This is a genomic window from Bradyrhizobium sp. ORS 86, from assembly GCF_045571475.1.
Classification (GTDB): domain Bacteria; phylum Pseudomonadota; class Alphaproteobacteria; order Rhizobiales; family Xanthobacteraceae; genus Bradyrhizobium.
Genome location: NZ_CP120699.1, coordinates 1,801,061 through 1,824,091, shown reverse-complemented (window position 1 = coordinate 1,824,091; position 23,031 = coordinate 1,801,061). Strand labels below are relative to the sequence as shown.

22 protein-coding genes, 1 tRNA gene and 2 pseudogenes are annotated in these 23,031 nt (G+C 60.9%); 15 read left to right on the top strand and 10 right to left on the bottom strand.

What is annotated here, in order from left to right; genetic code table 11:
• Nucleotides 1–1,277: 1,277 nt before the first annotated feature.
• Together P6U25_RS08405 and P6U25_RS08400 are read left to right on the top strand one after the other, a co-directional pair.
• The gene (locus tag P6U25_RS08405; RefSeq protein WP_407151026.1) at nt 1,278–2,051 is read left to right on the top strand and encodes a hypothetical protein; all 774 of its coding nucleotides are present in this window, start codon (nt 1,278–1,280) and stop codon (nt 2,049–2,051) included.
• 918 nt (nt 2,052–2,969) lie between these two features.
• Nucleotides 2,970–3,242: a hypothetical protein gene (locus P6U25_RS08400; protein ID WP_407152464.1), complete on the top strand. Its 273-nt coding sequence runs from the start codon at nt 2,970–2,972 to the stop codon at nt 3,240–3,242.
• A 29-nt stretch (nt 3,243–3,271) separates the two neighbouring features.
• Here the strand turns inward: P6U25_RS08400 and P6U25_RS08395 are convergent, their stop codons facing one another.
• Nucleotides 3,272–3,445, bottom strand: coding sequence for a hypothetical protein (locus P6U25_RS08395; RefSeq protein WP_407152463.1), 174 nt, complete (start codon nt 3,443–3,445; stop codon nt 3,272–3,274).
• Between the two features lie 57 nt (nt 3,446–3,502).
• On the bottom strand, nt 3,503–3,736 hold the full coding sequence (locus P6U25_RS08390) for a hypothetical protein (protein ID WP_407151025.1): 234 nt from the start codon (nt 3,734–3,736) through the stop codon (nt 3,503–3,505).
• Between the two features lie 35 nt (nt 3,737–3,771).
• Here P6U25_RS08390 and P6U25_RS08385 point away from each other — a divergent pair.
• The 3 genes and pseudogenes from P6U25_RS08385 to P6U25_RS08375 all read left to right on the top strand — a co-directional run.
• Nucleotides 3,772–4,481: pseudogene (locus tag P6U25_RS08385) on the top strand (iron-containing alcohol dehydrogenase); the annotation flags it as partial.
• Nucleotides 4,482–4,517: 36 nt separating this feature from the next.
• A pseudogene (locus P6U25_RS08380) lies at nt 4,518–4,784 on the top strand (dioxygenase); the annotation flags it as partial.
• Nucleotides 4,785–5,158: 374 nt separating this feature from the next.
• The gene (locus P6U25_RS08375; RefSeq protein ID WP_407151024.1) at nt 5,159–6,265 is read left to right on the top strand and encodes a tyrosine-type recombinase/integrase; all 1,107 of its coding nucleotides are present in this window, start codon (nt 5,159–5,161) and stop codon (nt 6,263–6,265) included.
• A gap of 3 nt (nt 6,266–6,268) precedes the next feature.
• Here P6U25_RS08375 and P6U25_RS08370 read toward each other — a convergent pair.
• From P6U25_RS08370 to P6U25_RS08345, 6 genes are all read right to left on the bottom strand, one after another.
• Nucleotides 6,269–6,343 (bottom strand) — tRNA-Glu (locus P6U25_RS08370).
• A gap of 146 nt (nt 6,344–6,489) precedes the next feature.
• On the bottom strand, nt 6,490–8,520 hold the full coding sequence (locus P6U25_RS08365) for a hypothetical protein (protein WP_407151023.1): 2,031 nt from the start codon (nt 8,518–8,520) through the stop codon (nt 6,490–6,492).
• Nucleotides 8,499–9,380 carry a TRAFAC clade GTPase domain-containing protein gene (locus P6U25_RS08360; RefSeq protein ID WP_407151022.1) on the bottom strand — a complete coding sequence of 294 codons (882 nt, stop codon included), beginning with the start codon at nt 9,378–9,380 and terminating at the stop codon, nt 8,499–8,501. The genes P6U25_RS08365 and P6U25_RS08360 overlap by 22 nt, the downstream gene beginning before the upstream one ends.
• Nucleotides 9,380–10,390 carry a TRAFAC clade GTPase domain-containing protein gene (locus P6U25_RS08355; RefSeq protein WP_407151021.1) on the bottom strand — a complete coding sequence of 337 codons (1,011 nt, stop codon included), beginning with the start codon at nt 10,388–10,390 and terminating at the stop codon, nt 9,380–9,382. The genes P6U25_RS08360 and P6U25_RS08355 overlap by 1 nt, the downstream gene beginning before the upstream one ends.
• Nucleotides 10,391–10,394: 4 nt before the next feature.
• The gene (locus P6U25_RS08350) at nt 10,395–11,486 is read right to left on the bottom strand and encodes a GTPase-associated system all-helical protein GASH (RefSeq protein ID WP_407151020.1); all 1,092 of its coding nucleotides are present in this window, start codon (nt 11,484–11,486) and stop codon (nt 10,395–10,397) included.
• Nucleotides 11,486–12,769 carry a metallophosphoesterase gene (locus tag P6U25_RS08345; RefSeq protein WP_407151019.1) on the bottom strand — a complete coding sequence of 428 codons (1,284 nt, stop codon included), beginning with the start codon at nt 12,767–12,769 and terminating at the stop codon, nt 11,486–11,488. Before P6U25_RS08345 ends, P6U25_RS08350 begins: the two co-directional genes overlap by 1 nt.
• Before the next feature lie 223 nt (nt 12,770–12,992).
• Here P6U25_RS08345 and P6U25_RS08340 point away from each other — a divergent pair, with 223 nt between their 5' ends.
• From P6U25_RS08340 to P6U25_RS08315, 6 genes are all read left to right on the top strand, one after another.
• Nucleotides 12,993–13,370 (top strand): hypothetical protein, encoded by a 378-nt coding sequence (locus tag P6U25_RS08340; protein ID WP_407151018.1) that lies wholly within the window; start codon nt 12,993–12,995, stop codon nt 13,368–13,370.
• A gap of 10 nt (nt 13,371–13,380) precedes the next feature.
• Nucleotides 13,381–13,830, top strand: a complete 450-nt coding sequence (locus P6U25_RS08335) for a hypothetical protein (RefSeq protein ID WP_407151017.1) — start codon at nt 13,381–13,383, stop codon at nt 13,828–13,830.
• Between the two features lie 2 nt (nt 13,831–13,832).
• Entirely contained in the window at nt 13,833–14,561 is a 729-nt protein-coding gene (locus P6U25_RS08330) for an SOS response-associated peptidase (protein WP_407151016.1), read from the top strand.
• 120 nt (nt 14,562–14,681) lie between these two features.
• Nucleotides 14,682–15,908, top strand: coding sequence for a hypothetical protein (locus tag P6U25_RS08325; protein ID WP_407151015.1), 1,227 nt, complete (start codon nt 14,682–14,684; stop codon nt 15,906–15,908).
• A 143-nt stretch (nt 15,909–16,051) separates the two neighbouring features.
• Nucleotides 16,052–16,951, top strand: coding sequence for a 3'-5' exonuclease (locus P6U25_RS08320; RefSeq protein ID WP_407151014.1), 900 nt, complete (start codon nt 16,052–16,054; stop codon nt 16,949–16,951).
• A gap of 43 nt (nt 16,952–16,994) precedes the next feature.
• Entirely contained in the window at nt 16,995–17,744 is a 750-nt protein-coding gene (locus P6U25_RS08315; protein ID WP_407151013.1) for a hypothetical protein, read from the top strand.
• Nucleotides 17,745–17,758: 14 nt separating this feature from the next.
• On the opposite strand, the gene P6U25_RS08310 is transcribed toward P6U25_RS08315, so the two are convergent.
• The gene (locus P6U25_RS08310; RefSeq protein WP_407151012.1) at nt 17,759–18,217 is read right to left on the bottom strand and encodes a hypothetical protein; all 459 of its coding nucleotides are present in this window, start codon (nt 18,215–18,217) and stop codon (nt 17,759–17,761) included.
• A gap of 12 nt (nt 18,218–18,229) precedes the next feature.
• On the bottom strand, nt 18,230–18,442 hold the full coding sequence (locus tag P6U25_RS08305; protein WP_407151011.1) for a hypothetical protein: 213 nt from the start codon (nt 18,440–18,442) through the stop codon (nt 18,230–18,232).
• 181 nt (nt 18,443–18,623) lie between these two features.
• Between P6U25_RS08305 and P6U25_RS08300 the strand changes: the two genes are divergently transcribed.
• From P6U25_RS08300 to P6U25_RS08285, 4 genes are all read left to right on the top strand, one after another.
• Entirely contained in the window at nt 18,624–19,217 is a 594-nt protein-coding gene (locus P6U25_RS08300; protein ID WP_407151010.1) for a hypothetical protein, read from the top strand.
• The gene (locus P6U25_RS08295; protein WP_407151009.1) at nt 19,214–21,247 is read left to right on the top strand and encodes an AAA family ATPase; all 2,034 of its coding nucleotides are present in this window, start codon (nt 19,214–19,216) and stop codon (nt 21,245–21,247) included. The genes P6U25_RS08300 and P6U25_RS08295 overlap by 4 nt, the downstream gene beginning before the upstream one ends.
• Nucleotides 21,228–21,488 (top strand): hypothetical protein, encoded by a 261-nt coding sequence (locus P6U25_RS08290; RefSeq protein ID WP_407151008.1) that lies wholly within the window; start codon nt 21,228–21,230, stop codon nt 21,486–21,488. Before P6U25_RS08295 ends, P6U25_RS08290 begins: the two co-directional genes overlap by 20 nt.
• A 224-nt stretch (nt 21,489–21,712) precedes the next feature.
• The gene (locus P6U25_RS08285; RefSeq protein ID WP_407151007.1) at nt 21,713–22,969 is read left to right on the top strand and encodes a hypothetical protein; all 1,257 of its coding nucleotides are present in this window, start codon (nt 21,713–21,715) and stop codon (nt 22,967–22,969) included.
• The last annotated feature ends 62 nt before the right edge of the window (nt 22,970–23,031 follow it).

The following is a 23,031-nucleotide window of genomic DNA, read 5'->3' as shown; positions in this document are numbered from 1 at the left end:
GACTCGGTGCAAGCAAGAGCACAGCCGACTACCATCGTGCTGAAGTCCAAAAGACTAGTTTCTGCTCCCGGCTCACTCGATCTATGGTGGCGCGTTGGCTTTGGGGGATTTCCCATGAACGCGTAATTTACGAATCGTGGCGCTTTGCGCCGCGCTGGGCGGACGTGCCGGCGCTCGACCATTCCACTGGCGCAGGACACGGTTCAAATAACAGCCCGAGCCGCGTGCCGCGGGCGCGCAGAAGGTCGCCGTCCGGCACGTTGCAAGCGAGACCATTCGCAAAGGCTATGATCGCTTATCCCATCGAGTTTCTCGTCGCTTTGCAGCGACCCTAGTAGTTTTGGCCCTCAATATTGTATGGGCTACCCGCAGGCGAGCTGGCAAATTGACCGCGACACCGCGACATTAAGCGGTGCAACTATGGTCTGACCATCGTCGGACAGCAGGTGCGCAAGGGATTTGCAAATCTCATAAGATCACAGGGAAATCAGACCGAGTTAGATCGAGACGCTAGGATACATGGCGCGGAGCTTGATCGGGAAGCAGACATTTCGAAACGAGAGGGCGGGCGATCGCAAAAATCAATGCCCCCTCTTCACAGCAAATATCAATAACCTCGGATTACGCGGTAGCCCGCTGGCTGCAGACGTCGTTGCGGCTCTCAGCCCGCGCCAACGGCGAAGGGCTAGAAATCGATGTGGCTCCCGTCCTTGGCCACGGCATAATTCAAAAACCATCGAGCTCGCCAGCGGTTTCGATGCAGTAACGTGCGCGATGGAAGTGCGGGAGGAAATGGCAGCGCGCGGGGCAGCTTCAATCCGGCGATCACCTTCCGCCCAGGTATCAATATCGGGGACGTCATCATCGATGGCGACGACATTTTTGGGCGACGGTACCAAAGCAAGCCTACGACTGGCACGTCCCTAGTATTTCGCTAGCACGAACGTACTGGGCGGCGGGCTGGATCTGCCCCCGGCGGAGTGGATGCTCCTACATGGAGCTCGTCGCGGCGCAAGACGAGGGCTCGATCAAAAACGGTGCTATTGTTGGCAGGTTCCGGCCACAACCCAGGTGAATCATCGGAACGATTTTGAAAGATTCAGTTTCGATGGCTTATTTGGGTGTAGTCTTCGGCGGGAAGAGCCGGTGGCGATTGAGACCAAGCTCTTTCCCGGCTTCATTGCCTCGGGGGCTCGCTTCGCCGATCGAGAGCGCTCAATAGCGCGCACACGAGCTCGGGTCGACCAATGAGATCAACGTTACATCGGGACGCGAACATGCTGGGACGACTGGCGCCGGTTCTACTGGTACTGTGTGCGTTCATGATCGTTGGCTTCATTGGCTTGTACGTAGTCGGCGACCTGTCCAGATTTCAGGAAGCTATTTCAATAGGTGAGGGCCAGGTCGCCATGCGCAGCGTGAGTAATCCCGAACAACTGGATCAAGCGCTAAAGCAACATCCCTCAAACGCAATGCTTAAAATGATCGCAATGGCAAGGCTGGATGCGATCGAAATGGATGCTGCCGCGCGAAGGTTACTAGCCGGTGCCGAGCAAAATGATCTTCCGAAAGCAATCGATTTAGCTTCCAGTCGCAGTGATCTAGACAAGCTCCTTCGCGATCTGAAAGCCGCCGAGCGTAGTATCGCTACTTTTGAACCCCGCTATATCGCTCTGATCAAATCCGAGCGCGGCAAATTGGAAAACGAAGCCCGTTTGCTCCGTCTTGGAAACGAAACAGTTCTCAGATTTATGAGCATGATTGACGCGCAGCACACCGAAATAGTTGCCGTAGCTTCCAAACTGTCGGCCACGCACACTGAATACTACAAGGCCTATGAGAAGTGTGTGACGGTCTTGCTGAGGGATTTTGGTATCTATAAAGTGACAGAAGGTCAGTTCGTATTCCCGTTTCAATTGACTGCAGACAACTACAATCGTGCTGCAGCCGCAATGATGACCGCTGCACAACGCATTGCCGAACTTGACAATGAAATGACCAACCTGAGGCCGCTCCAGCTGAAGAGATGGAAGGCTTTCGTTGGACAATAATTGAGATTGGATGGCGGCACTACCGCTCGTTCTCGTCAAGTCTGCGGGTCTGAAAACTCGCAGCGAGGTCACGTCGGGCGGGATTGAATCGAAGGAGCTAAAAGCAGAAGTCCGATGCGATGCATGCAACGACACAGGATCGCAGTCCGCGGACGCAGTCGGACGAACCGGGACGGAGTACCTTCCCCCTCCCCCAAAAGTGCCGACAGCAGGAGGTGCGTCGAGAACGTTGCCGCCACGATCCGCCTTGTGCTGCTGAGGTAATTGGCGGAGGCGGCAAGACTCGAACCTGCGTAGAACTTGTTAGGGCTCATCGACGGATTTTGAGTCCGCTGCATTAACCACTCTGCCACGTCTCTATGAGGGCCAGATCATCTAACGGTGATTGGCCTTCATTCTTTTCCGGCCGGTGAGGTGCCGGCGTCGGTATCCACGGGTCTCCCGATTTTTGGATAGCACCCCGCGCCTTAAGGCTATGGAGTGATGTCCTAACTGTGCGCTCGTGAACACTACCGCCCAGTACCTTGACAATGTCGGTGCCACGCAAACCGAGTTGAAGACTGATCACACCGAGAACCTCGGCCTGATCGGAGCCTTCCTTAGACTCCCTGCTACCATCGAAGAAGTCAGGGGCGTGACGCGCTCTGGATCGGCAGGCCGTAATGATCCAGAACGGCCCACCACAAAGGCAAGCACAATTTATCATTTTACTGGATCATCCGATTTCAATCCGCCGAATGAGCGACCCATGGCCCATACTCATAGGTCGGAAATCAAGCGTCCGCGTTAAGGGGTCAGAGAGTTTTCAAATCGCAAGGATTTGCCAACCATAGATGCTTTCCAAGCCGGCCGCTAACCAATCGAAAATCGATCCGCCTCATTTTCGCGTCTGGAAGCTGAATGGGGAAAAATCAAAACATGACGGGATCGGCAATTCTGGAAAATGTGCGTCGCTACCGCGCAATAGCTTCGCTGTGCCGTCAAGCTGCAGCGTTCCGCCCAGTCCAACGAATCTCATTGCTGACACAGGCCGACGAATGGGAGCGGAGAGCGGTTGGTGAGATCGAAGAATACTTTGATGCCCAGGACTGTCCGATACCCGCCAGCTCGCAGGCAACGTCAATTGAGCGAGAGCTTAGTGCGAAAGCAAATACGCTTGGCCCACCCCAAGCGGATCGGCGTCGTGCCTGACGGTCCAGGCCTCTAAGGGTGATTCACGATCATTTTGCGTCGTCCACGAGACGGTTTAAGGCGCCAGTCGGCAGAATCCACCGTCGCCACTCAGGGTCCTCGGTCGCACCGACACCGCGGTAAAACGATTCCGCCGGCATATTGTCGGTCAGCACAAACCAGCAGAAGCGCTCGGCTCCCGTTTCACGAGCATGGAGCGCCATCTGGCGCATAAGCGTTCGGCCAATACCCGTGCCTTGATACTCGGGATCGATATAGAGTCACTTCATCATCAAAAGGGGCTGCAAAGTATGCATGAATGGGATCTCGTAGTGGACCGCCATTCCGGCGAGTGCCCCTGGGCCGACGTCTGCAACGTAAGCGCCGAACTCGGGCCGCTCACCGAAGCCACGGCGAAGCAACTCCGCTTCGCTGAGCGCGAAGTTCTGACCACGCTCAAAACTGACGATCGCATGCATTAGCCGAAGCAATTCCGGAACATCGCTCTCGACCATTGGCCGTATCGCAATTGTGTTCGTTCTACGGCGAGACCAAAGATGGTATAAAGACCACCGCGCGCACCAACAAGGTGCTGCCGGCGACCGTGATTTACGATGTCGACCTGACGCTGACACTGCCACCCAGCCTGGCTGCCGCCTCGGGCATCAACGCAATCGCACACGCGGCCGAAGCGCTTATGCGCGGGAGCGCAATCCAATAACTTCGCTAATGCCGGAAGACGGCATCCGCGCGCTCGCCCCCGCCCTCCCCTTGATTATGGCAAGGCCGGCCGATCGCGAAGCTCGCACCGAGGCGCTCTACGGCGCCTAGCTGTGCGGCGTATGCCTGGGCACAGTCGGCATGGCGCCGCACCACAAGCTCTGCCACACGCTTGGCGGCACGTTCGATTTGCCGCATGCGCAGACGCACGCCGTCGTCCTTCCGCATGCGCTGGCTTATAACGCCCCAGCGGAGCCCCAGGCCATGGCTCGTATCGCCCGTGCAGTCGGCGCCGCAGACGCAGCTCAAGGTCTCTACGATCTTATCAAGCAGCTCGACGCTACGCTGGCACTACGGGACATCGGAATGCCGGAAAGCAGCATCGAGCAGGCGGCCGACCTTGCGCTTACCAACGCCTACTGGAATCCCCGTCCCCTCGAACGCGGCGCAATTCGCGATCTGATCGCACGCGCTTGGATGGGCGAAGCGCCGGCGTCCTTTAAGGGGTTCCTCGTAATTGGCGCGCCAGACGTCTCTTGATGCTTACGGGATCTGAGCTTTTACAACGGAGCTATCATGCGGAACTTCAACGAGAACATCATCACGGACGCGATGATCGAGCGGATCAAGGACGCGAGCGATCCGCGCATCAAGAAGGTCAGTGAAGCGCTTGTGCGACACTTCCACGCATTTGTGCGCGAGGTACGCCCGACCCAAGCGGAATGGGAGTACGGCATCGATTTCCCGACGCGCACCGGCCACACGTGCGACGGCAAGCGCCAGGAATTCATCCTCCTGTCGGATGCACTGGGCGTTTCCATGCTGGTCGCCGACCATCCGATTTGCACGCCACTGCACGCGCGAGCCTCCGAACGGGGCACATGCTCTTGCTTGTACCAGCCAAGCAGTTTCATGCTTTTCGATATTCACTGATCGGCAGAATGGATATCGCCTGGCACAGGGCTCAGCGATGTCAAGGCAGATAGCGCTACCGCCAACGCTTGCGCCTCGTCTCATCAGTCGCGAGGCTGCTGCCGCCTACATCTGCGTGTCGCCCAACACGTTTGACGTGATGGTGAAGAGCGGCCAAATGCCTCGAGCAAAGTTGCTCGGAGAGCGACGGCGAGCTTGGGATGTACGTCAGCTTGACATCGCCATTGATCAGTTGCCTTCCGATGGAAATAATACTCGCGTTGACGAAACGTGGAGTGATGTTGATGCCCCGAAAGCTGCCGCCTGACGTTGAGCGCAATCACGTCAAGGGCCATACGTATCTATCGTTTCGTCGCGGCAAAGGACCTCGCGTTCGTTTGCCGAACGATCCGACGAGCGAAGAATTTATGGTGGCGTACCAAGCCGCACTGGTAGGCCGGTCCACATCTGTTCGAGATCGGTTTGTGCCCGCCACACCAGGCACCATCGCTGCGCTCATTGCGTCCTACATGAGGAGCGCCGAATACATTGGCCTCCGTGATACGAGCAGGACGGGCTACACTAGACGCCTTGAGACGCTCCGCACGGAACACGGTCATCGCACAGTTGCCGGGCTCTCGCGCGAGCGCATCATCACTGGCATTCTTCAGCCCTATGCAGATCGCCCCGGTGCAGCACTCGATACTCTGAAGAAGCTTCGGATACTGATCCGTCATGCGATCAACATCGGATGGCTGAAGCATGATCCGTCATTGGGTATCAAGCGGCCGAAGATCAAAAAAATTCGATCATGGACCGATGACGAAATTGAGAAATTCAAAGAGCGCTGGCCGCTTGGAACCAAACAGCGGACGGCATTTCACCTGTTCCTCAATCTGGGTCAGCGCCGCTCCGATGTAGTGCGGATGGCGCGGACGCATATCACGCCAGAACGCAAGATCAGGATAAAGCAACAGAAAACCGGGCGCGAGCTTCTCATCCCGTTGCATCGGGACACCGTCGAAGCGCTCGACGCGTATGACATGCATCACGTCGTGATCATTACGACTGCTTACGGCAAGTCCTTCACCGTCGATGGTTTCAGTGGATGGATGCGCGACGCTATCTCGAAGGCTGGACTGCCTCTCGATTGCAAGCCGCACGGTCTACGGAAAGCTGCCGGACGTTTACTCGCCGAAGCCGGCGCAACGGCGAAGATGATCATGTCTGTCCTCGGGCACACAACGCTCGCTGAAGCTGAGCGCTATACGGAAGAGGCTGATCAGGCGGGCCTCGCTGAGGACGCCGTGATTAAGCTCGAAAGACACAAGGCGAACAGGACTGCCCAAACCAGTTCCGTAGGTTTGGGGAAAATGCCGAAAACGAGAGCAAAATCAGATGGAAAGGAGTGAGGCTGGCGCTCCCTAGGGGAATCGAACCCCTGTTTCAGCCTTGAGAGGGCCGCGTCCTTATATGCCCCTTCGATGACCTACCAAACGCCACCAAAATATGTCCATTCAGGGTGTCTTGGACCAAAAACGTGCATGGTAGGAAGCAGTTATTGGACCCACCCTTACCATACGAAAATCATTTCAGGTCGGGTCACCCGGCTGTGTCGATATCCCCTCGGGGCACGCTACAGGATACGTTCGAGCGCCGCTGCCTTCCGGCCTCCGGGGTCGCGGGAACCATCCGCCTCCAATCTGCGCCGCACCTGCTTCAGATACTTTCTGCCGCCCCAAGCATCGGAGACGGCGGACGCCACTTGCGACCAAAGCTCTGCATCGTCCACCAGATCCACGAAGGCTGCGGCGTCCAAGTTTCGATCTGCAAACTGCTCGCCGACGGCACTGCTTATCCGCCAGCAACGATCCCACTCCTGCCATGGCATCACAAAGGGCAGTCGAATCCGGAGTAGACGCCACCCCTCGGTCGGCATCCTATCGATGGCCAGAGCGCGATGGACCTTCCCGAATGAAAGGCGCATTAGCGCGGCCGCGTCGGATGACTGACGGCCAAGGCCGCGCGCGAGCAGGAACGCGTTGAAGTAGGCGTCCTCGTCCGCTGTCAGATCTCCGATCGATCCTGACGCTGCGGTAAGCCAAGGATCCCCCTGGCCATCGCTGGAAACGTCGTCTGGATGAATCGCATGCGCCAACTCGGATAACGTAGGTGCGAACTTGAGCTCGCGATGGCGCAACGCGCCGACGAGTTCCTGCGTCTGACCTCGCACCGCTTGGAGCCATGGCTCAGTACGCTCACGACTCCACTCGCTTCCTCTCCGCTCCAGCGCGCTGATTATCTGTCGAGCCTGGAATTTCCGTGCCGTGGATGGCGGAACCGACGCACCTGAGGACATGAGGCCCGAAAGCACCTTTTCCGATCGATCGACACAGGAGGCGACGATTCGTTCGATATCGATCCCGGGTATCGTCCAAAAAGCTTCGGCGGCGAGCAGATCCTCGCGGCGCTTTGCGATCTCCGGCGCTACGGCAGGGGCGCGCGAAATGCCTCGCACTAGCTCGTCCGCATCCAATTTTACCAACGCCGCGTTCGTAGCCCGGGACAGGGAATCCAACTCCGCCCCCAAGGTTCCGACGAACGATGCCGGCTCACGGCGCCAAAGCTCCGCGCCGACACGCGTCGCGAGTGCCTCGTCGAATCCGCCGTCGGCGCGGATTTCGTCGATGACCATCCGAAAGCCCGGGTCGCTTGCGGCTTCAATATCCTGCGCCAGTCGTCCGACAACTCGTCGACGCGCGGTCGATGCCCGGGAACTGTCTAATTGATCGAGAGCGGCAAACACCGTCTCGGCGTCGGTCGTTCGGTGGCGAACAAATGCGAAGACCGTACAGAGCGGGCGCATGGCACCACGCCCTTCGGACACCTCCACTCCGCTCTCTCGGAGGAAATGCCGTAGACCATCCACGTCGGGATCGATGAGGTCCTCGACCAAGGGCGCGAGCTCCGGCACCCGCGACGTCTCGCCCGGACTCACGATATTCGCTACCCGCAATCGAGGTATCGACGAGGCGCTCGACACGAGCTGGAGATCGAATGGCTCGGACGGCGTCGAACGATCGGCGGCCGTGAAAGTGCAGAATCGGAAGCTTCGCCGAAGCCTGGGCCACTGCTGCATCCACGTCCGAAGCACGATGTCTTCGTTCAGCCCGGCGTCCAGCCCGCCCACGATCTTGCTGTTCGGGCTTCCGTACAGCGCGCCCAGCAGTCCACCCGCAATGTCCGGGTCGAATCCAGCCCGCTCCGGCGGTATTGCATCGACGACGACCAAGGGCCGTTCGTACGTCTCACGCGGCCCAACATCGGGGCGCCTGAAGAGACGAAGGATCGTCGATGCGGAGCGAAGTCCCGCTACGTCGGCGAAATCGATGATGACGGAGTGCGTCCAGACGCAGCCCGGCCGCCTCATCTCGGGAGCAGGCCACGTGCGGGCCAGCACGTACTTCGCGGACTCGGCGAGAGGATATCCAGTCAAATATCCTTCGGCCGGCAATTTGCCGCCGCCCGGAGAGTCGCTGAGGATGAGCATCGTCCTGACGTCGCGTGGCGGCAAGGACGCAGAACCCGCGAGAAGTCGATGCCCTTCTCCGTAACCATGCAGGGTCTGTTGGACTTCGAAACCGTTCACTGGTCGCCCATCAACCATTCGAGCGGCTCGGTAAGATCGTGCGACTCGGAACCGCCTGAGAGCAGACGGATCCGATTTGATAGAAGGTCGAACTCGCGCAGCCGGCTCGCGTCCTCCCTCGCTTTCGCCGATGCGTTGTTCTCGTCATTCTCGTCAAACTCGCCGCCCTGAGCGCTCAAGCCGTAGGTACGGAATGTCCATCCGTCCCGCCCGCTTTTCAGATACTGGTCGAGCAGGGGAAGTTTGGCTGCCTGAAAATCGATCGGCGACAGGCCTTCGCCCTCCGCCTGGTCCCATGCACCGATCATGACCGCCAATCTGCGGGGCCCCTGATCAAGCGGCCGCCTCATGAGATGCTGAAGCAGATCGACCAGTTGCACTTGCGTCGGAGCGAGCCTCGGCTCCCAGCGGACGGGCTCCTCCGCGGGACCGCTCTCAACTTTGCCCGTCAGATGCATCCGCTCGGTTATCCAGGCCGGCGCTTTGATCCGGTCTCCGTTGACCAACAACATGATGTTTCCCGCGCCGAGGTTTTCGGCCAATGCTTCATCGACCTTCCGGTCTTCCCACATGGTCCGGTAATCCTCGCCGGGAACGTCAGGGAACGTCACGCGGATCGCACGACCGGAGGCATCGGTGAGGTTCATGCTGATCGACTTCGTTCCCGCGATCTGCGTACGTCCCTGCTCGGTCGCCTTGCGCCAGAGCTTCACGATCTGGTTTAGGTACGCGTAGTCATGGTTGCTCATCGAACCGAAGCGCAGCCGCGTCTGTATCTCGTGGCTCTGTATCAGGTGCCAGAGCGCGGCAAGGAACGTGGTCTTTCCAGAACCCGGCAAGCCCACGATCGACACGTTCGGTTCAATCAAATCCGCCATCAGTCTTCCCTCGGTCGAAGGGCCGCAAAGACGCGGTCGCTGGCGGGACGGACCGGCACGACCGGTTCGGGCGCGCCGGCGTTCAGCCAGTAGAACAGCAGTTCCTGCAATCCGTCACCTCTTTTCACGGCCATTCCCTTCGGCGAGGCGGTCGTGACGAATTTGCGGATATCGCTGAACCGATCGCCGAACCTGCGCTTGATCGTCTCCACTAGCCGATCGAAATCAGCCATCGCGACGTCCGCCTTGTCCGAACCCACAACGGCATCGTTCTTGGTCAACACGACGGCAAGCTGCGGCCGACGCTCGAATGCTCCGCTCTCCTGCAGGCCCTGGACTATGGGGGCGACGGAGTTGATCACGTCGTGCCGTGTCTTGGGGTCGCACAGCCGCCGTCCGTCGACCAGTACGGTGACCGTATCGGCCCGCCGCAATTCGAACATGGACAACCCGTTGGCCATTTCGTCCGCGACATCCTCGTATTCCTCCCCCGACCTGTCGGCGAGCAGCAAGGAAATGAGGTCTGGCTCCCCATCGCGTTGGACGTCCAGATGGTAGAAGACAACCTCGCCTCGACTGGTGCGGGACGAATGCGCGATACCCCGCTTCGACGCTACGCGCGAATCGTGACAAATGTTTTCGAAACCGTGAAGCGTAGACGAGCCGGCAAAAGTAATCCCGGCGATCGGCCCTTCCTGGAAGAGATCGTAGAGACCGGCCAGCAGGCTGGTCTTCCCGCAATCGTATGCTCCGATGATTCCAATCACCCGCGAGCGGGCCGCCCGAAGAACCCCGGAGGCCTGGAGGGCATGCAGCGGCACTCCAAGATCAAGGTCTATGCCGGCCGCCGGGGCGGCGACGTCACCGGCGGCCGCGGGACCCAAGTCGACAGGCTGTTTGCCGAAGAACTGGCATTGATCAAAGGACAATCCTTCGACGCACTTCTTGTCGACCGAGACGCGACAGTCAGGGTTCGAACAGATCATCTCGGCCGCAACTAGCGCGGACATCGGCCTACTCGAATCTCAGGAAGAGGTGTTCGCGGTAGAATAGCTCCGCAAGCCGAAGCGGCGAAAGCCTGGAGTCCGCTTCCAGGCCGCAGAGGGCCGACCAGTGCGCCGACCAGGCATCGGGTGCGCCCGCCTCGACACGCTTGTCCAGTGCGAAATGGATCGGCGTCGTGACGGGAGACGTGGCCAATTCGTCCACCGCCGTCGTCGCCCACTCCGTCGGTACGGCGTTCGTTGCGGCGACGATCTGCAGCTTGCCCCGAGACTTCAGGCCGGACCGCGCCAATAACGCCGCGATCGCGACCGGTCCGGGACTGGAGACAGTCCGCTGGGCGAGCTCCCGGGCGAAGACCAGTGGCTGCATCGCGCTGTCGACCTTGTCGAACGGCAGATCGAGGTCGAGGCTGCGCTCACCCAACAGCCACCAGAGCATCTGTAGCTCCTCGTCGACGACGCGCATATAGCCGCTCATCTTGTCGATCGACGCGTTCACCCGAGAGGCCGCCGCCTTGATCGAGGCGTTTACAGCAGTGGTCATACCGGTGAAAAGAGGCTTCCACGTCTGAGGATCGTTCGGCTGAACTCCAGCGAATTCCGGCTGATAGGCAAAATCCTGGACCGACACCTTCAATCTGGAGACGTCCGGGCGGACGCGACGGCTCGTGCTCAAAGTCCCGACCGCCTGCTCGGCCATGCCGATCAGATCCATCGGCAACGCCGGCGTTCTGACGCCGTCGAACGACGCAGCGGTCACGGCGAGCGAGGCGAGGGAATACGAGCCGAACAACTGGACGAGCGCGCAAGCGGCGAGCACCTGGCCTTCACGCTTCTCCGGCTCGTAATCGTCGTCGGCAGCCTTGAATGCGGCATGAAACGATTCCAGTTTCTCTGCGAGCGCAGGCTCCTTGTATCCCCCTGCCGAAGCCTTGGTGTCGAACGCCAGTCGCGTCAGAACCTCCACGGTCGCGCGATTCGGCGACTTGATGGCTTGGTCGAGGCCGATCCATCTCGCCTGCGCCTTGCTGTCTTCCATCGAGACCTCGCCGTACCAACGGGCGAAGTTCGGGTCCATGTCGGGGACCTTTTGCGCGTCCATCACTTCCCCTCCTTTTCGGAGATCATTTCGGCGAGTCGATCGAGCATGTCGCGTTCCTTGGCCCTGATCAGGGCCTTTCCGTATCGTTCCGGTTCGGGCAGCGCGACTTCCTCCCGGCTGATCAGTCCCAATGCGAGCGCGATCTTCCGCCGGTCGCTGGAATCGAGGTCCCAAAAACGACTGACGATATTGCGATTGACCTCGGCGCCCATGGCAGCCTCCGCATCAGCACTCGCGTCGATCGCCGGGTCCAGTACAACGTGCGGCCTGGCGCCGGTCGATGCGACGATGTCTTCGGGAAAGGGGATAGTATGCCGGAAGACGTCCTCGCCCAACGACGTCACGATCGGCCTAAATCCCTCCGGATTAGACTGGTACGTAAATTGGTGGGTCTCGATCGAGAGGCACCGTTCTCTCCCGGTCCCGGCTAAATCGATACGGACGAGATTGTAGCCAGGCTCGTACTGCTTTTCGCTCCTCGAAGGATTTACGGCGCCCGCGCCCCATCGCATGTAATCCGCTTCGCGCTGCACCTTCTGCTTGTGCTTGTGGCCGAACAGCTGGAACGTCGCCCGTCTGTCGAGCGCGTTCTCCACGTCGTCTCCGTCGATCAACCAGTCGAAGGGGTGATGGCACATCACCATGTTGACCACGTCCGGCACCGGATCAAGCGCCGTCTGCAGAGGGCTGACGTAGAGCGACGGCTTGGGGTCGTCCTTGCCGTCGCGACCAGACAGAAGGGTCGATGTGAGCCCGTGAATCCGGAGCTTCACCTTCGGCGTCAGATCCAAGTCCTGCTTCCAGTAGATCTTGCCGGGATAGATCTGGCATTGCAGGGGCGCGGCGAAATCGTTGTACGCGGCGTGTCCATGGAGCAGCGCGGCCGCAGTCTGCGGGTCCGCCAGTTGAGCGCGGAGGGTCGATTCCCGCCACTCGTCCTTCTCCTCGGCGATCGCCTTCTGCACGTTCCGGGTGCTCATCGCTTTCCCGACCGAATTCCGGTCGATGTCGTGGTTTCCGGGGACGACGAGCATCGGCCCTTTTTCGCAGCCGGTGATCGTTCTGAGCTTGCCGAACCACTTCCTCGCCTCTTCGTATTCGCGCGGATCGCCTGCGAAAGCGACGTCGCCTCCGACCAGAATCGCGTCGACGTTGCCCATCTTCGCGATCTGAGAGGCGAGATGCCGCTCGAGACGTGTCCGAATCCCTCTATCGGGATCAGTGTCGGGGTTGAGGCATTCAGGCGCTTTGAAATGGATATCTGAGATATGCAAAAACAACATCTTTTGACGACTTCCACCCCTGTCCGGCTTTTTGGTGCGCAGTTGACTGCGAAACCGCCCGCACCGCCGGTTCGCCGCTAGATACGTCCTTTCGGCCGAAACACGCAATGGTTTGGTGTGTCCGGATAGGCTTCTACGACTTCTTTCCAAGGCTCGAACGGACTCGACTATTTGTTCTCTATATGTTCTCATACGAATGCCCGACCGACCCGCAAGCTGGCGCATGCCGACCGCAAAACAGATGGACAAGATGGCCGCGGAAGCCCCCGTCGGCAGAAGCGCGCCTGTTGCGCCCACCCCGGGTCGTGCGGACCCGATGCCGCGCGAATACTGGGACGCCCTACTCAGGGACGCGAGCGCCGACGACAGACCGGCCGGGCCGTCCATCCGGTCGCAGCGGCTTTGTCAGATCGCGCGACACCTGCTCCGGACAACTTGCACCAGATGTTCCCGGACCATCGAGATCCAGAAGGCGGATGCCGTGCGGCTGTACGGGCCGCAGGCCATCTGGAAGGACTGTGCTCAGCGGTTGCTCGACGATACCTGCCAGGTGAGGACAGGTCGCCACGAGGAAGACGGCTGCTGGCCGGCGTTCGACTGACCGCAGGCGCATGGCGCCAAAGCATCATCCCACTCCCCTCAGCGGCGGCGACCGCAAGGCGCTGAACAAGGAGCTCGGGCGCGCGCGTGCGATGACCAACATTCTGGCCGCGCAATCCGCCGAGGCGCGGGACAAGGGCGAGGCCCTAATCCGGACAGCGGACAGGCTGCTCTGCGAGTCCTGGAACGAACGCATGTGGGCGGATGGCGAGCCGATCGATCCGTCGCCGACCATCGACCAAGCGGTCAACGGCGGCTATCCGTGGCTCGGGATCGAGTGCTCGCGCTGCAAGACCAAGCGGGATGTCGACCTGGCCGCGCTGCGCCATCCGCCGACCACCTTCGTGCACGACTTGGCGGGCCGGCTCCGCTGCAGCAAGTGCGCCAAGGCCAATCGCCGGCCGGCGGCGACGCTGCTACAATTGGCGCAGCGCCCTCGCCAGGCCGCTCCGGAGACCTGACGATGTGCAACCTCTACTCCATGACGAAGAACGTCGACGCTATCCGGCGCCTCTTCAACGCGCTCAACAGCCGCGTCGGCAACCTGCCTTCAATGCCGGGCATCTTTCCTGATTATCCGGCGCCGATCGTGCGCGACGCGGCCGACGGGCGCGAGATCGCCATGGCGCGCTGGGGCATGCCGAGCTCGCAACGGGCGCTGATGGACGCGACGAAGAAGCGCGCGGAAAAGCTACAGGCCAAGGGCAAGTCCGTCGATTTCAAGGAACTGCTCCAGATGGAACCCGATTCAGGAACCACCAACATCAGGAACGTCAACAGCGCGCACTGGAAGCGATGGCTCGGCCCGGAAAGCCGGTGCCTAGTGCCGTTCACGTCGTTCAGCGAGTACGACACCATCGACGGCAAGAAGGTGCCGGTCTGGTTCGCTCCGGACGAGGGCCGGCCGCTGCTCGCGTTCGCGGGTCTCTGGACGAACTGGACCAGCGTCCGGAAGGCCAAGGAGGGCGAGGTCTCCGCAGACATCTATGCGTTCCTGACGACGGAGCCAAACGAGGAAGTGAAGCGCGTGCATCCGAAGGCGATGCCGGTGATCCTGACGACTACCGAGGAGCACGACATCTGGCTCCGCGCCCCCTGGGACGAAGCCAAGGCGCTGCAGCGGCCACTGCCCGACGGCGCGCTGAAGATCGTCGCGACCGGCGAGAAGGAAGATCCGGCGCCAGAAGCGTAGCTCGAGATGATCGACTGGACGGTCATCCTACGCTAGGAGCGGTCCCTGGGATCGTTCGATCTAGCCCCTGCCGCCACAGCGCTCCGTGGGTTACGATCGGCGCCCAGAGGATCGACGGGCATGAACGAGGCGCGCGAATTTCAAGAGATCGCCCATTGCGGCGGACAGGTGATTTTCACCATCAGAAGCGACGACGAAGGCCGGCGCCGTTACCAGGTCACATGGCAGAGCAGTCGGCCGGTCCCGGCAGCGCTCTACGCCATTTATGCGCTGAGAGAGGGAATCCCCGTCGCCGATCTGCCGATGGGAGGGATCGGCGCGCCATGGCCCGAGCCACCGGTGCCGGGTTGCGTGCCCGTATTCATCGCTTCCGACAGCGAAGGAAAGTTCGGCTTCCAATGCCCGAGATGCGAACAATATTGGCGTACGCGCGGCGGCATCTCGCTCTGTCCCTATTGCGGCGCGCGTGCCGAGCGCCATGAATTTCTGTCAACAGCACAACGGGTCTATGTTCGCCTCTATTGCGAAAGACTCGACGAGGCGCTGTCGGCAGACGAAGACGGAGCCCACGTGATCGACATGGATGCCGTGGCGGACGCCGCGGGAAGAGACGTCGAGAAGCCGCCGTTCTATTACGCCGAGCAGAGCCAGCAGAAGCAGTTCAATTGCAGCGCCTGCGGCGAGTTCCACGATATCCTGGGGCGGTTCGCCTATTGCTCGGCCTGCGGCACGCGAAACGATCTCAGCGAGCTCGAAGGAAGCATCATCCCGGCGATCCGCAACGATCTGAATCGGGGTGCCGTTCCATCAGGCTGTCTAAAAGACATCGGCTCGGCGTTCGACACCTTCGTCGGGCAATATGCCGGGCAGCTGATCCGGAACAGGCCTATGCGTTCCGGGCGGCGCGAACGCATCGGAAAAATGCGTTTCCACGATCTCGTCGCGACCAGAAGGGAGCTCTTGGGCGGTTTCGACATCGACATCTGTGAAGGGCTGACGGAGGTGGAGATCGCGACCGCGACGCGTTTGTTTCAGCGCCGTCACGTCTACGAACACAACGGCGGCGAGGTCGACGAAAAGTATCTGCGCGACAGCGGCGATACGTCGGTCCGACTGAAACAGAGCATCCGGGAGACGCAAGCCGGCGTCCACGAATTCGCGAGTCTCGTGCTGCGCATGGCTCGAAATCTCCACCGTGGCTTCCACGACATCTACGAGCCCGCCAAGGCAGCCATAGACCGATACGAAGCGGAGAAGAAGCGCCTGGCCGCCCTTCAGCGGCAGAACGAGGGGCCATCCCGCGTACCGCCGGTCAGCACCGCGAAGCCTCAGCTGAGAGGTGAGTAAGTAGGCTCTTCTCCTATTTCGAAACCGGCGGACGCGAGCGGTCCTTGCGCGAAAAGGCGTGAGCCAACATCGCGCTGCGCGCCGCGCCGGCGCATGCTAGATTCTGCGCCCCGCGGTCCCCGTCCGCCCCCTCCGGATGCACGATGTTCCAAGATACCATCAGCCTGGCCGCCATGGCCGAAACCTTGGCCCGCTCGGCCGACTACCGGGTGCTGCGCAGGCTAGTGCCACGCCCCCTCTTCACGCCGTCCGCCGGCGAAGAGACCAAAACGGCGATCATCATTGACACCGAGACCACGGGCCTGGACCCGCTGCGCCACGAGATCATCGAACTCGGAATGGTCAAATTCGACTACCTCTCCGACGGCAGCATCGTCGGCGTCCGTGACGTCTTCTCGGCGTTCAACGAGCCGTCCGAGCCGATCCCGGCAGAGATCACCGACATCACCGGAATCACCGACGAGATGGTCGCCGGCCATCGGATCGACGACGCGGCGGTCGCGGCGTTCGTCGATGCCTCCGTGGTCATCTGCATCGCGCACAACAGCGCTTTCGACCGCAAGTTCGTCGAGCGCTACTGGCCGGTCTTCGCTCGGAAGGCCTGGGGATGTTCGGCGAGCGAGGTAGAGTGGCGAAAGCACGGCTTCGCGGGTGCTAATCTCGCCTACCTGCTCAACGGCGCGGGCTATTTCCACCAGGCCCACCGGGCTGTCGACGACTGCCACGCCCTGCTTGAGATCCTGGCACACAGACTTCCGTCGACGGGCGCGCCGGCGCTGGCCATGCTGCTCGAGACCGCGCGGAAAAAGACGATACGCGTCTGGGCGGAGCAGTCGCCCTTCGAATTGAAGGACGTCCTGAAGCGCCGCGGTTACCGCTGGAGCGACGGAAGCGACGGGAGACCAAAGTCATGGTACACCGACGTCTGCGAGGCAACGCTCGACGATGAGCTCGCATTTCTGCGGACCGAGATCTATCTGAAGGACGTCGAGCCGCGCCTTCAGACATTGACCGCCTTCACTCGGTTCTCCGCCCGTACGTGAACCGTGGCCATTCCCGGGCGACGTTCAAAATTGCGAGCCGTCGATGAATCAACAACAGGCCAAAGCGGCGTGGGATCAACTTGTTCACCGAGTTACCGATTTAATGAAGGTACATACGCGTCCGTTCGTACCGGCTCTCGCCGGCAGCGAAATCGGCACCGGAACGTTCATCGAGTGGAACGGAATTAAGGTGCTGACGTGCGCTCACGTGGCGTCTTGCGGGCCCGACGCTCATTTCATCGACGACACCGGGGACACTATCCTGAAGGTCGGCGCCTGGCGCATGGACCAGAACCCGGCAGTCGATGCCGCGATCGCGCCGGTCCCGTCGGGCGAATGTGCCAAGGTGGCCGGTCGCGCAATGCCCCTCTCCATGTCGAGGTTCGCTTCGGCCCATCGGCCGGTTGCCCACGAGCTGCTTTTCTTCCGCGGTTTGGCGGGAGAAAACACGGCCTACATCGGCACTTTCGGCGCCGACGCCATCGTCACGGGATATTGTTCGCAGGAGAAGCCGGGATCCGGCGATCCCAACATTTTCGAGATGCATTGGGAGCCAGGAGCGGCGACGGTGACGATGGGCACCGGCCTGCAGACTGGAAGCAAGGTCAAATATGATCATCCCGCAGGCTACAGTGGATCTCTCGTCTGGAACACGCGCTTCGTCGAAAAGGCCTGCGATCTCTCAAACTGGACACCCGATAACGCCGTAATTACAGGGCTGTTGCGTCGATACGACCCCATGACCAAGACGCTTCTCGCCTGGAGGGTCGAACATCTTCTTGCGTGGCTATGAACTGGTCGCACAGATCACGACGTGCCGCACGTCAGATTGACTATGAAGCCGGCGCACAGGACGCAGGCCGACTGAGCGATGCGGTCATCTGGCTCGTTCTGGAGACCGGCCGCCTGCTGCGGCGTCAAGGCCGCAAGATACGTCTTCTTCAGGTCGGCCATGCGCTGCTCGATCTTGCTGACGTCCAGCGTGTGGGCGATCGTGTTGCGGAGGATGTTGGCGGACTTGAGTACGCCCCACAGCGGGTCGTCCCGCTCCGCTCCGGAGAGGGTCCGACACTTCGTCAGCTTCTCGTCAAAAGTGGCCTTCTTGAGCCACTTCCGCTTGACGCCCTTGCCTAGGGCAAAATCGTTCATGCACTGCTCGGCGAGGAGATGGGAGCGCAGGATCGAGATGGTCAACGCGTTCATCTTCTCGACGCGTTCGAACAGATCCTTCCGGCTCTGCTCCAACTTCGGATCGTCCGTCTTCATGGCCGTTTCCGCCTAGGACTTCCGCCCGCGGCCTTTCCGGCTCTGCAGGTATTCGTTGGCGATGCGCTCCAAGAGCAGCGACGCCGTGGTGTCTTCCTCGATCGCCGCCTGCTTAAGCGACTTGATGGTGTCTTCCAGCATCACCGCGAGAAACTGCTTCCGCTTGTCGGAGTCGGGTGGCCGCGGGCGGCCGGGTCTCTTCTTCACCTTCGCTTCTTCGGCCATCGCCCTCTCGTCGGCACCGCGAAGCGCTTAAATCGCTTCAGCTACGAATAGTACAGGGAGCACCGGTAAACCACCACATATTCCTCATAGTCATTAAAGATATATATTTATAATAATTATGTTGACGATCTGAGGCGGGCATGCTTCTTGGAACAAAGCAAGAACATGCCCGAGTGATCCGATGTCCAGTACCGCGTTCTCTTTCCAGACTGTCCCCAATGGCTTCGCGTCGGCGAAATGCCGTCGGCTCATTCCCTCGCCCGGCGGACTCGTCAACGACGCGTTGATCCAGGCTTCGCTCGATCCGGACGTCGGCGCGATCGACTACGTCGCCACGGCCGTTGTCTGCTCTCAGACCGTGGTCATGGACACGATCGTCGTCGAACGCTCGGATGGTCGCTACCAACTCGACGTGGTCGCGACACGGCCGTTGCGGACAATCGAGCAGGAGGGGCTTTTCCTCATCGGGATTGAAGATCTCGGTCTGAGGTCGCTGGTGCTGACGTCGGCGCACATCATGCAGCGGCCGCGTTTCGCCAGCGCTCGCGCGGTCTGGCGCTGCCGCAACCATGCCGTCCCCTTCGACTTCCGCTGCCGCGTTCTCGGTCATCTCGAAGATGTCGGCCCGACGAAGCTTGGACGGTTGCTCAAGGCCGTCGGAGCCGATCCCGATGGCGGCGCGGCGATCTTCGCGATGGCGTGCGCCGACCGGCTCTGCATCGATCTGACCGAGACGCTAGGGCCCGATACCTTGGTGATCGCGAGGCGCCGATGACCTCGTCCAGCGAATGGCAGCTGGAGGACGACCTCCCCGCTCCGGACGAAGCGCCGAAAGAACGAGCACCGATGTCTCGCTTTCGGCGCCCGTCTGCGCCGCTCGCTCTGTTTCGCGCCGTGTTCGAGACCACACTCGACGACGCGCAGCGCACGATCCTCGAGAATTCGGTGAATCTTGCGATCGTCTTCACTGTGCCGAGCCCGGCGTGGGTGAAGCCCGCGGAAAGGTTTTGCTCGTCGTTGAGCCGCTCGTCGTGGGTCTGCATCGCGCGTGACGGAACCGACCGCTCCCGCCACAAGGCTACGCTTGGGAGCGACGAGGTCGCGTCCGCGCTCGGCAGGGGCTGCTGCGTGGTCGGCATCGCACCGTCGACCGACCTGCTGCCGGCAACTCTGCTCAGCGCAGCCGACCAGTCGGTCGTCATCACCGGGGTGAACGGAAAGGCGCTGGCGCGCGCGCTCGAGCTCTTCACGGGTAAAAGCGCAGAAGTGCCCGACGATCTGTGTGCCGGCCTAGATTTCAACGAGATCGCCAGCGCCTTCCGCCCGGGTTCGGAGTCCGGCGCGATCGTCGAAAGGCTGACCAGGGCCCGCAACCGCGGCGTCGACGCCGCGATCATCGAGCGTCTGCCTGACCTCGAGTCAGCGCACGAACTCGGCCCCCTGCGAACGTTTGGACTTGAGCTCAAGCGGGACCTGGAGGCTTACCGCGCCTCGTCGCTCGCGTGGTCGGACGTCGGCCGCGCAATCCTGTGCCATAGCGAACCGGGCTGCGGAAAGACCTACGGAATCAAGGCCGTGATGGCTGCCTGCGACGTGCCGATCCTGCTGGTGTCAATCAGCGGCCTCTTCACCAAGACCGCATTCATCGATGAAGTCATCCGGGGTATCCGGGAGGTCTACGCCAATGCCGCAGCGATGAGTGCTGCGGCAGCGTCGATCGGCCCTCCCCGTCCCGTTTGCGTCTGCTGGGATGAATGCGACGCTTTGCCCAATCGATCTACCTTAGGTCGAAATGCGGACTACTGGCGACCTGTAATCACTGAGTTCATGCTCTCGATGGATTCCGCGCTCGCCGGCCCCCGCCGGACCGCGGGCGGACTGGAAGGCGGCGCGATCATCCTGGCCGGCGCGACAAACTACCTGGCCGGCGTCGATGCCGCGCTGCGCCGCCCCGGTCGCTTCGAACGCATCATCGAACTCGGCCGGCAGGACCGCGCCGGCGCTGCGAACGTCCTGCGCCACCATTTGCGCGGAGCCCTCGGTGAAGCGGACATCGAAGCCGCCGCTCGCATCGCGGAGCAGCTTACCTCGGCCGAGATCGCAGGGCACGTGCAGACGGCGCGGCGCAGCGCGCGTCAGGCAAGTCGGGCACTTCACATCGACGATCTGGTCGCTGCCATGCTGCCCGCGAATCCGATGTCGACCGACAAGCTGTTCCGGATCAGCATCCATGAAGCCGCTCATGCCATCGGCAGTTTGGCCGTCGGGTACGGTACGCTGCGGTCCCTCTCCGTGGCCAAGCGCGGCATCTCACTCGGGCGTACCGACATCGATCCGCCCGACGACGACCTCTTCACGCGCGCGACGATAGAGGATTGCGTGACGGTGGACCTTTGCGGTCGCGTCGCCGAGCGCATCTTCCTGTCCTCGGAAAGCGTGGGATCCGGAGGCGAGCAAGGCGACGCCGCGGCCGCCACGCGCATGATCGCCAGCCTCCACGTGAGCGCCGGCCTGGGCAACAACCTCACGTACCTCGCGAGCTACGAAAACGCGCTGCAGGCGGTCAGAGCGGACCGCGGAATCCGCCGCGCGGTGGAGCGCGACCTCCGGCGACTCGAACGTCGCGCGCTCGATATCATGCGAGCGAACCGCGACGCCCTCCTCGAACTCGCCGAACGGCTGATGGAACGCCGCCACGTCGATGGCGACGAAGCACGCGAGATCTTCGGTCGGTGCGGAACCCCTGCCGACCGCATCCTCTTCCTCACAGAACGGAGGCCGCCCCATGCTGGCCGTTACCATTGACGAAGTCCCCGACGGAGACGAGACGCGCCGGCGTCGACTTGCCGCCGTACGTATCGAATGCGTGTCTCCGCCTTATTCGATTTGCGAATACGACGTGTGCTCGGTGGAGGATGACGAGGGACTGATCATCACAACCGCGTCCTGCGTCTGCGAGGTCCGCGACCACGACGAATATATCTGGTCGGTGGTCGAACACGCGTGCCGGGCAATCCGCGCCGCGCGGCGCGACGATGCCCTGTAGCAATTTTTCAAGGATTCAGATTCAATCCCAGCGTGCATAAAATCCAACGTTTGCGCAGGACTTTCGAATCCTTGAAAACAGACGAATCCTTGAAAAATTGCTGCGTTATCAATAGTTTGCTGAAAACAAAGCGGTCGACTCTCTGCAAAATTTGTGTCATCAACCGAGCCGATGCGCCGAAAGGTCGTCTAAAATATTCTCGCTATAGTTGTGAGTAAACGAAAATGTCTCTTGAGTTGGATGACAAGGCCAAGGTCTGGATCCCGCACACGCCGCAGCCCCTTCATCACACGACCGAAGTCCGGTCGTTCAGCGACATGCCTGACGGATTTTCAGCCCGAATCCTGCTGCTGCAGCAGGAAGACGGCACGGGCGAAGTGTTTCTTCCGCTGATCGAATACTTCCGGGCCTTCTGGTTCAAATCTCGATCATGGCAGGACGTAATCGTCCGAGCATTCGGCCTGTTCTACGACTACTGCTTCGCCCTCTCGCTCCGGAAAGAGTGCTCGGAGGATATCTTTCGCGGATTCATCATCGCCATGCTCGCCGGCACTGTCGATCGCGCGGGAAGCGATCGCACCGGGTTGTTTTGGCCGTCGACCAAGCGAGAACGCGTCCGGCAGTTCGCCCGCGCCATCGAGGATTGCTCCGCTTGGTGGTCGGCCAAAACCAACTCCCCGTCGACTATCTCGCCAATCGAATTCCCGCTTCGGGTCGGAACGAGCGAACACTTCGCCAGTCTGCTGGCCTGGTCGCGCATGCGAAACGCGTCAATGCTCACGCACATCAAGGAAGCACCGAAGTTCGCTAAGCGACGAGTCGAGCTCGGTCCCGAGCCGCGCGGGTTCGAAGTGCGCCCGGCAAAATTCTTTCCGCCCAAGCATGTGGAAAGACTGCTCTGGGAAGGCCACGCAAGGCCCGGCGAATCCGGAAATCCGAACATCTTCTTCCGTTACAACATCCGCGACATGATGATGGCGCTGCTGGACGCGTACGGCGGTCTCCGTCGGTCCGAGGGGCTGCATCTGTGGATCAACGACGTCTGCGACGACCCGACGCGCCCCGGCCACGCGCTGGTCGCCCTCAACCATCCGTCCGATGCGAACATCCGCTGGTACGACCCGGTTCTTCAGCACGAGCGCGAGACCACACGCAAGGAGTGCCTGCTGCAAGTGTACGAGTTGCGACCGCGCAACGAGGTGAGTCGCGGGAGCTATCACGTCGGCTGGAAGGGAATGGCTCTGGACGACTCCTATCAGTGCCAGGTCTTTTGGAGAGATGACACGGCGGCCGCCTTATTCCAAACTCTTTATCTGGGATACATCCGGTACGTCAGGCCCGAGATCATGCAGCGTCGCGCCGCTATGGGTGGGCGGGATCATCCGTTTCTCTTCGTACGGATGTCAGGCCCGGCTCGTCTGCGCGAGCAGGCGCTACCGCACCAGTTTCACACCAGAAACGACCCGCCCGGAGCGCAATAAACGCGATCAGATGCAAACAAAAAGTCAGCAAAATCAACAAAGCCAATCGTTGTCCCGCCGCT